The following is a 15265-nucleotide window of genomic DNA, read 5'->3' on the forward strand; positions in this document are numbered from 1 at the left end:
GCCAAGGAAATCGCCGATGCCCTCTGGGGTGAGACCGATGAAAACGGGGCGCTCCTGCGTATTACCTTCACCATCGGCACTACGCCCTGCACGCGCCAGGGTGTGACCGGGATCTACCGGCGGATCGCACTTACGGCCGCGCGTCCCGGGCTAGGGATTGCCGCGTTATAGAGGGTGAATTTGGCCGCCGTCCTTGTAAATATCGGCGGGCCGGTGCGCTGTGCATAGCGCCTCCACACAAAATTCATAATCGGTACTGCCAATAGGGATGCTGCGTAGAGGGGCCGCGGCAGCTTTATCGCAAACGGCTTCAACGTGTCCCGGATGGCGTCCCGTCTGTCGATTTTTTCCAAGGAATTACATGACGTTTTCGCGCCCTTCAGACAGGCCACTCAAGACACCGATTTCAGAGGGGGAATGCTTGAAGAACGGAAACCTGCCCGCTATGCGGACTGGAAAGCAGGCTCTCCTGTTGGTAGTGGGAGCCAGTTTGGTGGTGGCCCAGACGGCCTGCTCCCGGGGCGCCGCGAAAGTCGATAGGACATACGCGCAGCCGCCGCTTCTCAGTTCCGATGCATCGGCTGCGCTGGGACAACAGATCACCGCTCTGGGACAAGGCTTTGACGGTGACATCGGCATTGCGGTCGAGGACGTGCAGACGGGCGCAGTCGCCGAATTTGACGGTCGCACCTTCTTTCCGCAGCAGAGCGTGAGCAAGTTTTGGGTAGCGCTTGCTGCACTCGACGCAGCTGACCGTGGCAGAATAAAGCTGGACACGCCCGTTGTGCTGACACCATCAGACCTGACCCTCTTTCATCAGCCTATAGCGAATGAGATCCGCACCGCCGGGCGATACCGCACCACTCTTGGTGCCCTTATGAGCCGTGCACTGCAGCAGAGCGACAACACCTGTAATGACTTCATATTGCGGGCAATCGGCGGGCCCGGGTCGGTGCGAGCGTTCATTGATGCCAACAACATAGCCGGTGTTCGGTTCGGCCCGGGCGAGCGACTGATGCAGAGCCGCATCGCCGGCCTGACCTGGCACCAGGAATACTCTCTCGGCGACGCATTCTTTCGCGCCCGAGCTCAGGTTCCGCTCGCGCGGCGCCGTGCGGCGTTCGACGCCTATGTTGTGGAGCGGCGTGCAAAATTGACCCCCTTAGCGGGGTGATCGGCGTCTAAAATTGACCCCCTTCATCTCATTGTGAGAAGCGCCGCCGTTTCGGTTCCGGACGGCGGGTACAGGGATGTTGGTTGTGGAGACGATTACGAGGATCCGTCGGGAGCACCGGGACGGTAAGCCGATCAAGGCGATAGCGCGGGATTTGCGGCTGTCGCGCAACACGGTGCGCAAGGCGATCCGGGCGCCGAACGCGGATGCCAGTTACGAGCGCAAGGAACAGCATCGGCCGCAGACCGGCCCTTTCAGCACTCGCCTGGAAGAACTGCTTGAAGAGAACGAAGGGCTGCCCCGGCGTGACCGGCTTCGCATGACGCGGATCCATGATCTGCTTCAGCGCGAAGGGTTTGGCGGCTCTTATGACGCTGTGCGGCGCTATGCTGCACGCTGGAAGCGTGAGCGTCGCGTTGACGCCGGCGATATGACCAAGGCGTTCATCCCGTTGATGTACCGGCCCGGCGAGGCTTACCAGTTCGACTGGAGCCATGAGGACGTCGAGATCGCCGGCAAGCCAATGCGCGTGAAGGTCGCGCATATGCGGTTTTGCTGGTCACGGGCACCATTTGTCCGTGCCTATCCTCGCGAGACGCAAGAGATGGTGTTCGACGCACATGCCCGCGCCTTTGCCTTCTTCGGTGGGATTCCGACGCGCGGCATCTACGACAATATGAAGACGGCGGTGACGACGGTGTTCACCGGCAAGGAACGCCTGTTCAACCGGCGGTTTCTGATCATGACGGACCACTATCGCGTTGAGCCGGTGGCCTGTAGTCCTGCCGCAGGGTGGGAGAAGGGTCAGGTCGAGAACCAGGTTCAGACCAGTAGGGAGCGCCTGTTCAAGCCGCGCCTGCGCTTTGCCAGCCTCGAGGAACTGAACATCTGGCTGGAAGCCGAGTGCCGGCGCTGGGCGGAACGCAACCAGCATCCTGACCAGGAAGGCATGACGATCGCGCAGGCGCTGGAGGTGGAGCGGCCGATGCTGCAACCGCTACCGGTTCCCTTCGACGGGTTCTTCGAGAGCGAACACGTAGCCAGTTCGACGTGCCTCGTGAGCTTCGATCGCAATCGGTACTCGGTGATGGCAAAGGCGGCCCATCAGGCTGTGCAGGTGCGGGCCTATGCAACGCGCATCGTGATCCGCTGCGACGGCGCTGTCGTGGCCGAACACGAACGGGTCTTCGGCCGGAACCAGACAATCTTCGATCCATGGCACTACCTGCCCATCCTCGCCCGCAAGCCCGGTGCGTTGCGCAATGGTGCTCCCTTCCAGGACTGGGCTCTCCCACCTGCACTGGCCCAATTGCGGCGTAAGTTGGGCAAGGGCGACGATGCCGACCGGCGCTTTGTACGCGTCCTCGCCGCTGTCCCCGAAGATGGCCTGGAGGCTGTCGAGGCCGCAGTGCGCGAGGCACTCAGCGCCGGTACTATCAGCGACGAGATCATCCTCAACATCCTGTCCCGTCGCCGCGAGCCTCATGATGCCCAGGCTATGGACGTCGTCGTCAACCTGAAGCTCAAGCATCCGCCAGAGGCGAACTGCGGCCGCTACGATACCGTGCGAGACCTCGATGCAGCGGCATGAGATCATGGCCGCCCTCAAGGGGCTGGGGCTCAAGGGCATGGTGGCGGCCTTCGATGATGCCGTCACCAACGGCATCCGCCGAGACAGAACGGTCATGGAGATGTTGGGCGACCTGTTGCGTGCGGAGACGGCGCACCGGGATGCGGCATCGATCCGTTATCGCATGACCGCAGCCAAGCTTCCGGCGATCAAGGACCTGGATGGGTTCATGTTCGATGGCACGCCGATCAACGAAGGACTGATCCGCTCGCTTCATACGGGCTCGTTCCTGCCGGAACGGCGCAATATCGTGCTGATCGGCGGAACAGGCACGGGCAAGACTCATCTGGCTCTCGCCATCACCGCCGCAGTGGTGCGCGCCGGTGCCAGAGGCCGATACTTCAATACGGTCGATCTGGTGAACCGGCTTGAGGAAGAGGCTCGCCTGGGCAAGGCCGGCAGCCTTGCCACCCAACTCTCGCGGCTTGATCTCGTGGTGCTTGACGAGCTCGGCTACCTGCCGTTCGCCCGGTCCGGTGGCCAGATGCTCTTCCACCTGATCAGCAAGCTCTACGAAAAGACCTCGGTCATTATCACGACCAATCTCGCCTTCGGCGAATGGCCGAGCGTCTTCCACGACCCCAAGATGACCACCGCTCTTCTCGATCGCATCACGCACCACTGCGACATCATCGAGACGGGCAATGACAGCTGGCGGTTCAAAAACCGGAACTGAGCCGAAAACCCCTTCCCCCGGACCCCCATCCCCGGCGGTTAACCCGGTGGGTCAACAGGGACCTCCCACGGACGCCGCCGCCAGCACACCTGACGGTGCGCGTCGTCGTCCGTGGGCCCCTCCTATCGACTACCGGGATAACCGCCAGACTACCGAAAGGTGGGGTCAATATTGGGCGCCGATAGGGGGTCAGTTTTGCGCGCCGGTTGACACGCAAAAGAGGGAAAGCCAGATCGCTATCTGGCTGTAGATGTGCAGCGCCACCCCAACCCATGTGTACCTGCGTCGCAAGATAGCACCGCTGCCCACTGCGACAAAAAAGGCGATGACGACCGATGATGTGATCGAAGGCGAGCGATGCAAAGAGGCTTCTGCTATGGGTAATAGCCCTAGCGCCGATACAATTAGCCACGAAAACCCCAACGTGCAGTAGCTTATCCGATCATTGAACACTTCTGCGGAGGCGGCTTCATCCCTCGAGGTTGCCAATTTCACACCTTTATGCGATTCATGGTTTGGAGGTCCAAGCCATGAGTAAGATTGATTGGAACGTGTACGTTGCCACCTCGGACCGGGAGCAGGGGCCGTTAGTCACTTATGAACTGAACAGCTTTGATCGTGTGATCACGCCTTACACGGATGAGGATGGCAACGAAACTCTTGGTGGCCAGATTGGATATGTAATTGCATATGGCCTCATGGTTGGTTTTTTTGTCCTCGGGTGGCTCTTCATATAGCTATTCCCTCAGTTTCGGGTCGTTAAAGAAGCCTTTGTCCAAATCTTGATTCACGGCGCTTTGGACGGCCGCCCCCTTACTGACATAGCCAGCTCTCATCACCCGTTTGGCTTCTCCAATGGCCTCCAATTCTTGCTTTCCGCCTTCAACCTTAGCGGCAACATCCCCCGGCCCCGCAGGGCCGGATAGGGGCGTTACACCTCCAACACCTTGCGGATGGTAGCGTGCGCGAACATCCGCATCATCCGGGTTGACTGCAGAAGGATTGATATCATTCAATCGGGATGCCTCCATCTCCGGACCAACCATTTCCCATATCGCCTGGCTCCGCTCATCAAGGAACTTGGAAATCATTGCATCCCGGACCTGGCGTTCCTGCGCTGTAAAGGTTGTCTGATGAAGTTCAGGAGCAATGCCAGGGGGCATACGGTTCGCTTCCTGCCGATACCACTCAGCAAGTTCCTGGCTCAAATTCTCACTGAATTGCATATTATGACTTTCAGCATAGCTGATGTCATTAGTAAGTTGCTCGGCCAGCTCTTGAAGCTGCCGCATCCTAGTGGATTGACTCCAACGTTTGGAACCCTCGATTTCGAGCCGCGATGATTTCGTCCGGATTGGCCTTCCAGATGAAGGGCTTGGGGTTGTCGGCGTTGTACTCCCGGATGAACCGGTTGATGGCAGCCTGGAGGTCGACGACGGAGTGGAAGACGCCGTGCTTAAGGCGCCGCCTGGTCAGCTTTGCGAAGAAGCCCTCGACGGCATTGAGCCATGAGGAAGATGTCGGCGTGAAGTGGAAAGTCCAGCGCGGATGGCGGGCGAGCCACTCCTGGACCTTGTCCTTCTTGTGTGCGGCATAGTTGTCGAGGATCACGTGGATCGCCTTGCCCTTGGGTACTTCACGCTCGATCCGATTGAGGAAGCGGATGAACTCCTGGTGGCGGTGGCGCTGCATGTTCTGCCCTATCACGGTTCCGTCGAGCACATTGAGCGCAGCGAACAGCGTGGTCGTGCCGTGGCGCTTGTAGTCATGGGTCAGGGTGCCGGCGCGGCCCTTCTTCATCGGCAGACCGGGCTGGGTGCGGTCGAGCGCCTGTATCTGCGATTTCTCGTCGATCGACAGGACCACCGCATGGGCGGGGGGATCGACATAGAGGCCGACGATCTCGGTGAGCTTTTCGGCGAAAGCCGGATCGTTCGACAGCTTGAAGCTGCGCCAGCGATGCGGAGCAAGCCCATGCGCCTTCCAGATCGACTGCACTGTCGAAACGGCAAGCCCGACCGCTTTGGCCATCGCGCGCGCCGTCCAGTGGGTTGCCTCATGCGGCGGCGGTTCCTGCGTAAGCCGGACAATTTCGGCCACGCGCTTGGGCAATACCGGCGCCTTGCCGGGCGGACGGGACTTGTCGCGGAGCAGGCCATCGACGCCTTCGTGCATGAAACGCTCCTGCCAGCGCCACACGCAGGTCTTCGACTTTCCTGTTGCCGTCATAATCGCCGAGGTGCCCAGGCCGTCGCTGCTCAAAAGAACGATACGGGCGCGCCAGACATGTTTCTGTGGACTCAAGGGCGCCGACACGATGTCGTGCAGGCGTTGACGGTCGGAGGCCGAAACGATGAAGCTGATCCCATCACGCATCCTCCGAGACTGACACGCCAGCAAGCCAGTGGGAATCCCCAACTGGACTCTTTCGTTCCGGTCAATCCACTAGCCCGCCTTATTCACCAAAAGTGTCCTGAAGGGTTGGCGGGAGTGGCGTAAGCCTCTGATCTGAATTAGGAACTGGGTGTCTAAGCCGAACCTGCCGCAGGGCAGAAAATGCCACGGGCCACACCCGCCATGAACGATGATATCGCAAGCTCATTTGGATTCCCAGCAGTCGGCCGCAAGAAAATCACAGCTGCGTTCGACGGTGGCCGGCTTACCTCGGATGGCGGTGTTCTACTGCTTGCACAGGCCGAGCGCGCGATGGGGATTTGCCAGCGCCTGGCGGCTTGTATTGCCGATCCGCGCGATCCAGCGCGGGTGATCCATCGCCTGGATGACATTCTGCGTGCCCGTGTGTTCGCGATTGCGTGCGGCTATGAGGATGCCGATGATCTCGATGCTCTGCGCGACGATCCAGGCTTCCGCCTGGCGCTCGGCAAGCTGCCGGAATCGGGCGCGGGGCTGGCCAGCCAACCGACGATGAGCCGGTGGGAAAATGCACCGACTACGCGCGAACTGGCCAGCATGATGGCCGCGATGATCGACATCTACTGCGCCAGCTATCCCGCCCCTCCGACAGCGGTCACGCTGGATATCGACGACACGTGCGACGTCGTGCATGGCTATCAACAGCTCTCGTTCTGGAACGGGCATCATGGGGAGCGCTGCTTCCTACCGATCCATATCTACGACACCGCGACCGGCAGGCCGGTGGCCATGCTGCTGCGCACAGGCAAGACGCCTTCTGGAAAGGAGGCGGCGGGGCACATCCGACGCCTGGTGCGTCACCTGCGCCGTAATTGGCCCGATACCCACATCACTATCCGCGGCGACGGGCACTATGGTCGACCCGAGGTCATGGCCTACTGCGATGCGGCCCGCGTCGATTACGTGTTCGGCCTGCCCACCAATTCAGCGCTGCGCGCCGATCCCGCCATTGTTGCGGTCGCCGATGCCTGCGCGGTCAAGCGCGCCCAGCGTCAGTGTCCCGTCCTGCGCAACTATGCCGAGACCCGCTATGGGGCAAAGACCTGGAAGTGCCAGCGTCGCGTCGTTGCACGGATCGAGGCCAGCACGCTGGGCATGGACATCCGCTATGTCGTCACCTCGTTGGCAACAGGATCGGCCGAGCACATCTACGACACGCTCTACTGCGCGCGTGGTCAGGCCGAGAACCTGATCAAGCGCCACAAGTCCCAGCTCGCCAGCGACCGAACCTCGTGCCGCTCGGCCAATGCCAATCAGATGCGCCTGATACTGCACACTGCCGCATACTGGCTGCTATGGCGCATCCAGCAGGCGATGCCCAGGACCGCTGCTCTGGCAAGCGCGGAGTTTACCACCTTGCGCCTGCGGCTGCTCAAGGTCGCTGCGCGCGTCGTAGAAAGTGCTAGCCGCATCCGCATTGCCTTCGCTTCCGCCTGTCCGGATGCCGACCTGTTCCGCGCCCTCGTTCTCCGGCTGAAGCCTGCGCCGACGTAGCCCATGCGGCAGCGCCGCAGAACTCCGAGCCCAGCCCTTCAACCCGAAAAGCCCATCAATCCGAATGCGGTGAAACAAACGCCAGCGATGCCGGTCGTCCGCGCAATACAGCCAGCCGCAGCAAATGCCCAGAGCGGGCCCGAAACCGAGCGTCGTGAATAAGAGAGGCTAGTCTCATGCGAATACGCGTCGGTGAGGGAATCTTCGCTTCCTACAAAGCGTGAGTTTGAACTTGCTGAACGTGCAAACTGACCGCCGCGGCTGTACGAGCCGCTTGTTACAGCGTAGTTTTCACCGTTGTTTCGATCGTTTCGTATGCCGTCTGTGGCACTAGATCCGTCTTCGCTAACGAGCGCTCGGCCTGTACCGTGCTTCAGATCCCAACTCTGATTAGCAACCCAAGAGGCTTCTCCGCTGACGCCAGGCAGCGAACCCGCAATCTTGTCAATGATACCCTTTTTGCCTGCGCCGGCACCTTGGCCTCCGCCTGCCGCAGCGCCTTTGCCCTTGCCGCCACCGCCGCCAAGGGTTGCGTTCACGCCACCTTTTATCGAATCAATTTGTCCAGACCCTCGGTACACACCATTATCAACTTTAAGAGTGTCAGAGACGCCTGAACGGGTTTCGATTCCGTCGTGCGCACCATGAGTAGTTCGATCGAACTTTTCATGATTGTCACCCGATTGGGTGCCACTTGCATTTTCATATCCATGCGCGTTTTCGACTGAAGTATTTGTGCCAGACCTATTGGTATGCGCTGCAGTAACAACATGGCCCGCACTAACCTCATCGCTATGCATTTCCCGCTGCACTGCACTGAGTTGCTGACGCATCTCAGCCACACGAGAACTGTTGAGCGTCGAAGAGAATGCCAACTTTGACATGCCGCCGCTTACATCCGTGACGATTGACCCGTCCGCCGTGTGCGTATCGGTGGAGCCGTTATCATTTCTGACGGTGAAGGCGGACGCCCCCGTCGAAAACGTCGGTGCATCGGACCACTGGTTGCTTTGCCGCATATTCGACGTGAGGTTCGCAAAGCTGGTATTCCCGTAGGAATAATTGCCGGTGGTCTGCTCGACGGCCGCCGCCTCGGCCGCGTTCTGCGCCGGCGCCAGGATCGAGGTCGCCTGCCCGGAAATGCTCATTGCACCGCGCGCCAGACCCGCCGCAATGAACGGCACGCTCATGAGCATGAAGCCGGCGATCGTCGCCGTCTCGGCGTTCACGGCCCCGATTCCAGCATAGCTCGAAAGCGTGATCCCGCCTTCAGCCACGGCATTGGATGCGCTTTCTCCGCGCGTCATGCAGATCATGTGGAGGATGACGTAGAGCGGTCCCCAGGCGGCGAGATAGAAGAACCCTGTCACATACCCCTTGAGCGCCTGGACCCCGGTCTGGGGCATCAAGAACAGCGGGAAGATCACCGGGAACATCGCGTAGAAGACGACGGTCAGCACGATATTGAGGATCGGCACCCACGACATCGCCTGCATGGCGATCGAGTTGTAGGTGTTGCGCGCCTGGATGTCGGCGCGCGTCGCAGCAAAGGCATCCATCGACGCGCTGCCGGCACTTCCTCCCATGGCATCGCGAGCCTGCATGAAGGCGTTGATCGCCGAGGTCTGCCGCATCGCAGATGTGTAATCGCTCGACGATCCGGTGAAGGTCTGGTTCACGATGGGAACGTCTTGCCGTAGCTTCGCGGCCGCGGCCGTCTCGCTGAGGTTTGTGTAGGTCTGACGCCCCCAAAGCGGCGTCGAAGCATCGATGATGGTGTTCCATTGCCCTGTCAGCGCCTGATAGGCCGCCTGACAGGTGATGATGGTGCTGCTGACGGACCCGCCAGCCTCTTTCTGAAGCCAGACCTGCGATCGCGCAGGCGAGCCGGGCCCGATCGACGCCCAAAGGTCGGTGCTGCTCGCAAGATCCGTCAGCGATTTGAAGTTCAACAGCACGTCGCCGAACACGCAGTTCTTGTAGTGGTTCTGCAGGTTGGTCGCGAACTCGGCATCGCGGATCTGGAAATTGCGGGTCGCATCGAACAGCCGCGAACCGTAAATCATGCCGTTGTTGGAATAATTGAGCTGGCTCGGCATCACGAACACCGTCTCCGCCGTCCGGGTAAGCCAGTCGCCCACCTGGCTCGAGAAGCTGGCGATCACGCCCAGCCCGAGAGGGACATTGGCGACCGTCGCCGGCGCGAGGGAAGGGTTGATCCTATCCGTGACCTTCACGTCGACGGTCGGGACCATCAGGCAGGAATAGATCAGGGTCGAACCGAGGAACCAGTTGAGCCACACCCGGAAATTGAGCGTGAAAGCCACTGAGAGAAGGGCGTGGATCAGGCCGATGACCATCACCACCTTGATCAGCGATCCATAGCCGCCACCGCCCGTCCAGGCCGCAACGGCGTTGAAGGTGTTGACGATGTATTCCCCGCCGCCGATCGTGAAAACCTCGACCATGGCCCTACCTCCCGCTTAGTTGAGCCCGTGAACGTTGAGACCACGCGAGAAATTCAGCGCGGCCGCCATCCCCGGCGACATGGCATTCTGCAGCGTCGATTCCAGCGCGATCGATTTGTTGATGAGCGCAATCGAGATGTTCAGCGTGTTTTTCACCTTCAGATCGCGTTCGGCATACTTCGACCGCGCCTCGCCGAGTTGCTTGCGCCAGGTCTCGGCGGTTGCCTGATCCGCTGGCTGAAAATGGACCTGCGACAGCGTAACCCGGTCAAGCATGTTCTCGATCATCGAACTCAGGAGATTGACGGCCACGATCTCCGCGAGAGCGTCGGACTCACTGTCGGTGAAACTGCCGTGGGCCATCGCCTCGACCGCGAGCAGCTTATAAAGCGGTACGGTGGTCAGAGACAAAAGCTGCTGCTCGGCCGACGACAACGCAGCATCGGTGCGGATCTTGTCGCGCATCGAGGTGATCATGGCCTTGATGCGAGGACGCAGGGCGACATTCGTCGGAACCGAGAGGTTCTGCTCCGACACCTGCAGGCACTTGTCATCGTCCGTACACGTCAGGATTTTGGCCGTGTTGCCGGTCTGCGTGCCATCGAGGAGCGCCGTGACCACCGCATCCTCGGCGGGGCCGATATACTGGATCGAGGCGGGATTGCTGCCCTCGGCCTTGTTGACGATGATCGTGCCGACGACGGTCATCAGGTATTCGGAAAACTCGGCGTCGAAGGCACCGAACTTCTGGGACCGCTTCAGGGCCTCCCAGGTGTAGTTGCGCGGCTCGCCCGGGATATGCTCGTTCATGTTCGGGTCGTTGTTACCCGAGAGCACGTCGTCGATCTGGCCGTCGGCACCGCAGCCCTGGCGCGAACGCGCCCAATCCGAAAACACGCCCTGGCTGTTGCCCACGGCGGTGCAAATGGTTGAGCGCGCGCCCTGCATCTTGGGCCAGACCGCACCGACGAGGCCCTGCGCCGCCTCGCACGACGAGATGTTCATCTGGTTCATCTGCTGGGCGGCCTGCTGGAACTCGCCCATGATCTTGCCGATCTCGGGCGAGACGCTGTCGATCGCCAGCTTGAATGCGAACCCGAGGGCATTGTTGGCGGTCGCTTTCAGCATCGCCACCATTTCGGAGGCGTTGATGAACGAGAACGAGCCGGTGAACAGATCGATGCCGCCGCAACCAGCGCGGGCGCTCGGCAGCTGGAGGTTGAACGGCGACACGCTCTTTTGCGGGAAACGGGTCCATGCGTTGCCGAGCGAGTAGTAGCCCGCCGACTGGCCCTGATAGGCGGTCGGGCCGGTCACGTTGGCAGCGCCGCCGGCATCGTTGAAGAACGAGTTCATCGAACTGGCGACGTCCGCGCGCGCGATGCCGATCGGCACCATGCTGGCGGCCCCGAGGCTCAGGGCAGCGGCGGCGAGCCGCCGACGAAAGGCGCGGAAGCGGGGGGAGGCCAGGCGCTTGGCGCGAGGGGAGGGGGGAAGCTCGTCCATTAGTAGTCACTCCCGACCTTGGTGTTGGTGAGCATGAAGATCCGGTCCATGATCTCGTCGGCCGAGAGGATGCCGAAGCCGATCGGGACGGTCTTTTTGGTGGCCGTATCGAAGAGGACAAGCGCCGGCGTCGCGTTACCCGGCACGCCCATTCGTGCGCGTTGACCGGAATCGACCACGTAATTCGGGAAGTCCTTGCTCGGGCCGCCATCCATCGAGACGGCCATCACAGCCAGGCCATGAGAGTCCGCAACCGAACGCAGGATCGGCGCGAAGATTTCGCAGGCGCCGCAGCTCTGCGCGAAGAAGTAGAACATGCCATAGCGCTGGCCGAGGTGCGCGAGCACCTGGCCGCGATCGGCGGTGCGGTTATCTGTCCACGCCCGCTTGGCGACCGTCGAGACAGGCCGCTGCAGCGTGTAGTCGATGTCCGGGTTCTGCCACAGGGCGCGCTGCCAGGTGTCGGAAAACGTCGAGGCGCGATCAAGCTGTTCGCGCTGGAAGCGCACATAGGCGATGACGTTCTCCTCGCTCGGCTCGAGGATGGCGCGCGCCTTCAGCTCGTCCAGTTGCTTTGCGATCGCAGCGATCCGCTCGCTGGCGGACTGCGCCGGTTCGGCCGTCTTCTGTTCGCTCGGTTTCGGCTTGGGCTTTTCACAATAGAACCATTGCCCCAGCTTGCGCTCGCGGCAGTAGAAGTCATCGTTGTCCTCGCTTGCCTCGAGCCCTGTATCCTGCGGGGCGGCGAGCACCGGCAGGGGCAGGGCGGGGGCCACAGCCAACAGTATCGCACCAAGGCGGGCAATGCGCCCGGGCCACCTGTCAGCGCTGCCACTTGGGCGGATCTCCAGTGCGTTACGCTCATTGGTCATCATCGACTGAGTGCTCCCCATCGAGTTCCTGCATCGCGATGCCCAGGACGGACATCATTCGGGCCACGTCGAGCATGCTCGTGCCCTGATCCATCATCCGAACCAGACCGCGCAGGTGCGTGCGGCCGTGCCGTCGCCCGTCGAGCGTCGGACGAACACCGCCCGTCCGGCGAACGAGCCAGCCCTTCTCGATCATTGCGCGGAACCGCTGCTCGATCTCGAAGGCATCGAAGTGGCAATCGAACCAGTGGCCGAGCGTGGCGGAAACCTCGCCGGCAACCGCTGCCTTGCTGACGCGGTGGACCCGCATGAAGATCGCAAGGTCGAGCACGCTCATATCGATCAGGCATGGCACGCAGGTGCCAGCGCCGCCGGCGTCATTGGCTGGTGTGGATGTCATAGTAGTCCTGGATCTTGTCCTGGATTTCGCTGAGCGTGCTGACTTCGTCTGGCAGCTTGGCGGCGTCCACGAACTCGGAATAAACCTCGGTAAAGTCCATGACGGACAGATCGAGGCGCGAAAACTCGTCGATGGTGAAACCCTCGCACTGCTCCTTCTTGGGCTTGCCCCATGGCTTGTTCAGCTGGGGGCGGCCCTGCTCCTGAAGGATGCGCGAGAGCTTGCTTTCAAAGCAGCAATAGGCCGTGCGCTTGGTCTTGCAGATCCCGAGGACGCTCGAGGAGCAATAAGTGCCGACCTTGTGGCAGAAACCCATGCGATCCTTGATGTCGAGCATCTTCTCCTCGCTCGAGCACAGGAACATGGTGAGGAACGGGGTTGCGAGCGCGGCGATCGCGGTCGGGCCACCGGCAATGGCAGCAGCACCGGCGCCAGCGGTCAGTAAGCCCGAGGTCTTGCCGGCGCAGCAATTGACCAGACCGAAAACCGGCTTGTGGCAGGTTTCGCGTGTCCCGGAGAAGACGGTGAAGTTCTCTTCGTCGAACTCCTCCCCGGCCTGGCCCAGCGCATGCAGCGCAACCAGCGCATCCTTGAACTCGGTCGAAGCCTCGCGCTCGATCGTCTCGCAATCTCCGTTGATGCAGTAGACCTCGTTGCCGCAGACATATTGCTTGGGATCGTTCCCCGGCGTCGTCGGGACCGGGCAGCGATACACCTTCTGGCTGACCTTGCAGGCGCCAGGGGTGTAATCGGGATCGTCCTCGTCATCGATGCACTCGTCGCGGACGTAGCTGCATTCGGGCTTGTCATCGAGCTCGCCGCAGTCGTTGCCCTGCGTGATCTCGTTGCAGGTATAATTCGTCTGCCACGCCCAGCAGGGCTGCGTTACCGGCACGCCGTTGATGATGCGGGTTTGCGGGTCGCTGTCGGTGCAGACCTCAGCGCTTTGCGCCACGCATTGCGCATTGTTCTCGAGCGCCGTGCAGCCGTTGACCTTGTTTGTCGAAATGACGGGCGCCGCGTTATCGACCCTGAACCAATGCTGCCCGGTTGTGCGCGAAATCACCGGATATGTTCCGGAGAAGATAGTGTTGCCCTTAACGCTGGCCTGCACCGAGCACTCCATCACCTGAAGCAGCTGGTTGCCAAAATCCTTGTTGCAGCTACCCGCCGCGGTCGACCCATACTCGGCCATCGTGCCGCAGTACGATGCCGTCCCGACCGCCTTGCAGGTTCCCGCAGCGATCTCATCGGCCATGCTGTCGGGGTCGACGTAGGGGCCAATCGTGGACATATGGTAGTACCACAGCGTGCGGTTCTCGACTGAAACGTTGAGCGTCGACGTGCAAGTGCGCGGCACCTCGTCGAGTTTGGACCCGTAGTTGCACGTCGCCTCGTAATAGCTGACATTGCCGCCACCGGGGGGCAGGGGCGTGCAGCTGCCGGCCTGGCCGCCCAACTGCTCACCCTGCAGGTAGGTGTCCGGGTTCGCCTCGATCTCCGTCGCGCGCCGTGTCGTGTCGAGGATCTCCTGGGCGTCGAACTGCGGCCGCGTGTTGTTGCGATCGGTCGAGACCACGAATGCCTCGTTGCTGCTGGCCTGCGCGCCGGCATCGGCCACCAGCTTGTCAGGATCGTCGAAGTAGCCGCTTTGGGGTAAATCGGTCCCCTGATAGCCCGGCACCTGGTCACGCATGGTTTCGCTGGGCACCAATGCGTCATTGGCGCGCATGTCCGTCGCAAAGCTCTTGCCGTCCTCCTTCGCCTCCTGAACCGTGCTCTGGGCGAGCACCGCCCCGGCGCCGGCGAAAGCGATCGGGAGGATCAGGGAAAGGGCGAGCCGCCGCATCTCAGCTGGCCTTGCCCATGTTGCGCAGCGCCACAGAAGCCACACCAGCGCCAGGACCATGACCGTCTACGAAGGACTCGAGCACGTAATTGACCGAGACGTTGCCGGTCATGCGATCGTGCGGGGGTACCACCGTCTTGCAGTTGAGGCCGGCACACAGATCGAACTCGGAGGACACCGCGACATACGTTGGGACCGCCGTTACATCAAAGGCGCGGAAGAGGCGCGGATCGATCCCGACATTGGAAAGCTGGTCCTTCTCGGTGACCACCTTGGCGAGCCCGGAGGTGAACGCTTTCAGGGAATTGTTCGGGAAGCCGCGGAAGACGATGATGCCTCCGGCCTTCGACGTATCCGCGATCAACTGGCGCAGCGCCTTGGGCGGCATCGAGAGGCTGGCAAAGACGATGAACTGCGGCGCATCACCCTTGGTCCCCGCCACGTTCTGCGAAGCGCCCTGGATGATTTCGTCGAAGTCGAACGGGCCATCGCCGTTCATCGGCAGATCCGCCTTGGCCAGATCGGTCAGGCTGTCGGTGCCCTGCTGCTGGACGGCAAGCGCTTCTTCCCGGAAGGCATCGCCGCGACCCTTGACGTGATCGGCAAAGGTCTGGGCATCCTCCTGCATCGCGGCCGCACGTTTGCGCACCGCATCAAGGTCGAGGCCGTCGATGTTCTGAGCGATGGCCTGGATGCCGCCGATGGCGGTGAGGCTCGCAATCGCGCCCAGGACCATGGTTCTGCGTCGCATCGGATATGTCTC

At 61.4% G+C, this 15265-nt stretch carries 13 protein-coding genes; 5 read left to right on the top strand and 8 right to left on the bottom strand.

Annotation, left to right across the window (positions count from 1 at the left end):
• Positions 1-421 precede the first annotated feature (421 nt).
• From DM450_RS24740 to DM450_RS24760, 4 genes are all read left to right on the top strand, one after another.
• Positions 422-1174 carry a serine hydrolase gene (locus DM450_RS24740; protein WP_185928877.1) on the top strand — a complete coding sequence of 251 codons (753 nt, stop codon included), beginning with the start codon at positions 422-424 and terminating at the stop codon, positions 1172-1174.
• Positions 1175-1250: 76 nt separating this feature from the next.
• A complete protein-coding gene (istA, locus tag DM450_RS24745) occupies positions 1251-2765 on the top strand; it encodes an IS21 family transposase (protein WP_142632652.1) in 1515 nt (504 codons plus the stop codon).
• Complete coding sequence (gene istB, locus DM450_RS24750; protein WP_013831348.1) at positions 2752-3480, top strand: IS21-like element ISSsp4 family helper ATPase IstB; 729 nt, start codon at positions 2752-2754, stop codon at positions 3478-3480. Before istA ends, istB begins: the two co-directional genes overlap by 14 nt.
• Positions 3481-4010: 530 nt before the next feature.
• Positions 4011-4217, top strand: coding sequence for a hypothetical protein (locus DM450_RS24760; protein WP_133085199.1), 207 nt, complete (start codon positions 4011-4013; stop codon positions 4215-4217).
• On the opposite strand, the gene DM450_RS24765 is transcribed toward DM450_RS24760, so the two are convergent.
• Complete coding sequence (locus DM450_RS24765) at positions 4218-4772, bottom strand: hypothetical protein (RefSeq protein ID WP_142640029.1); 555 nt, start codon at positions 4770-4772, stop codon at positions 4218-4220.
• Position 4773: 1 nt separating this feature from the next.
• Entirely contained in the window at positions 4774-5856 is a 1083-nt protein-coding gene (locus DM450_RS24770) for an IS630 family transposase (protein WP_142632508.1), read from the bottom strand.
• Between the two features lie 201 nt (positions 5857-6057).
• On the opposite strand from DM450_RS24770, the gene DM450_RS24775 reads away from it, so the two are divergent.
• Positions 6058-7407, top strand: a complete 1350-nt coding sequence (locus tag DM450_RS24775) for an IS1380-like element ISSp1 family transposase (RefSeq protein WP_013039775.1) — start codon at positions 6058-6060, stop codon at positions 7405-7407.
• A gap of 38 nt (positions 7408-7445) precedes the next feature.
• Here DM450_RS24775 and DM450_RS24780 read toward each other — a convergent pair whose 3' ends face one another.
• The 6 genes from DM450_RS24780 to trbC are packed head-to-tail and all read right to left on the bottom strand — an operon-like array spanning position 7446 to position 15253.
• The gene (locus DM450_RS24780) at positions 7446-9875 is read right to left on the bottom strand and encodes a conjugal transfer protein TraG N-terminal domain-containing protein (protein ID WP_142640031.1); all 2430 of its coding nucleotides are present in this window, start codon (positions 9873-9875) and stop codon (positions 7446-7448) included.
• A gap of 15 nt (positions 9876-9890) precedes the next feature.
• On the bottom strand, positions 9891-11381 hold the full coding sequence (locus DM450_RS24785) for a conjugal transfer protein TraH (protein ID WP_409529381.1): 1491 nt from the start codon (positions 11379-11381) through the stop codon (positions 9891-9893).
• Positions 11381-12256 carry a conjugal transfer protein TraF gene (locus DM450_RS24790; protein WP_236549634.1) on the bottom strand — a complete coding sequence of 292 codons (876 nt, stop codon included), beginning with the start codon at positions 12254-12256 and terminating at the stop codon, positions 11381-11383. The genes DM450_RS24785 and DM450_RS24790 overlap by 1 nt, the downstream gene beginning before the upstream one ends.
• Positions 12243-12653 carry a hypothetical protein gene (locus DM450_RS24795; protein WP_142640033.1) on the bottom strand — a complete coding sequence of 137 codons (411 nt, stop codon included), beginning with the start codon at positions 12651-12653 and terminating at the stop codon, positions 12243-12245. The genes DM450_RS24790 and DM450_RS24795 overlap by 14 nt, the downstream gene beginning before the upstream one ends.
• Positions 12631-14502, bottom strand: a complete 1872-nt coding sequence (locus tag DM450_RS24800; RefSeq protein WP_142640035.1) for a conjugal transfer protein TraN — start codon at positions 14500-14502, stop codon at positions 12631-12633. Before DM450_RS24800 ends, DM450_RS24795 begins: the two co-directional genes overlap by 23 nt.
• Before the next feature lies 1 nt (position 14503).
• Positions 14504-15253: a type-F conjugative transfer system pilin assembly protein TrbC gene (trbC, locus tag DM450_RS24805; RefSeq protein WP_306439321.1), complete on the bottom strand. Its 750-nt coding sequence runs from the start codon at positions 15251-15253 to the stop codon at positions 14504-14506.
• Between the last annotated feature and the right edge of the window lie 12 nt (positions 15254-15265).

The organism is Sphingomonas sp. IC081, assembly GCF_006874585.1.
In the GTDB taxonomy this organism is placed as follows: Bacteria; Pseudomonadota; Alphaproteobacteria; order Sphingomonadales; family Sphingomonadaceae; genus Novosphingobium.

Coding starts and splice junctions, on each gene's coding strand:
- istA (WP_142632652.1), top strand. CDS start 1,251: ATGTTGGTTGTGGAGACGATTACGAGGATCCGTCGGGAGCACCGGGAC.
- istB (WP_013831348.1), top strand. CDS start 2,752: ATGCAGCGGCATGAGATCATGGCCGCCCTCAAGGGGCTGGGGCTCAAG.
- DM450_RS24760 (WP_133085199.1), top strand. CDS start 4,011: ATGAGTAAGATTGATTGGAACGTGTACGTTGCCACCTCGGACCGGGAG.
- DM450_RS24765 (WP_142640029.1), bottom strand. CDS start 4,772: ATGCGGCAGCTTCAAGAGCTGGCCGAGCAACTTACTAATGACATCAGC.
- DM450_RS24770 (WP_142632508.1), bottom strand. CDS start 5,856: ATGCGTGATGGGATCAGCTTCATCGTTTCGGCCTCCGACCGTCAACGC.
- DM450_RS24775 (WP_013039775.1), top strand. CDS start 6,058: ATGAACGATGATATCGCAAGCTCATTTGGATTCCCAGCAGTCGGCCGC.
- DM450_RS24780 (WP_142640031.1), bottom strand. CDS start 9,875: ATGGTCGAGGTTTTCACGATCGGCGGCGGGGAATACATCGTCAACACC.
- DM450_RS24785 (WP_409529381.1), bottom strand. CDS start 11,381: ATGGACGAGCTTCCCCCCTCCCCTCGCGCCAAGCGCCTGGCCTCCCCC.
- DM450_RS24790 (WP_236549634.1), bottom strand. CDS start 12,256: ATGATGACCAATGAGCGTAACGCACTGGAGATCCGCCCAAGTGGCAGC.
- DM450_RS24795 (WP_142640033.1), bottom strand. CDS start 12,653: ATGACATCCACACCAGCCAATGACGCCGGCGGCGCTGGCACCTGCGTG.
- DM450_RS24800 (WP_142640035.1), bottom strand. CDS start 14,502: ATGCGGCGGCTCGCCCTTTCCCTGATCCTCCCGATCGCTTTCGCCGGC.
- trbC (WP_306439321.1), bottom strand. CDS start 15,253: ATGCGACGCAGAACCATGGTCCTGGGCGCGATTGCGAGCCTCACCGCC.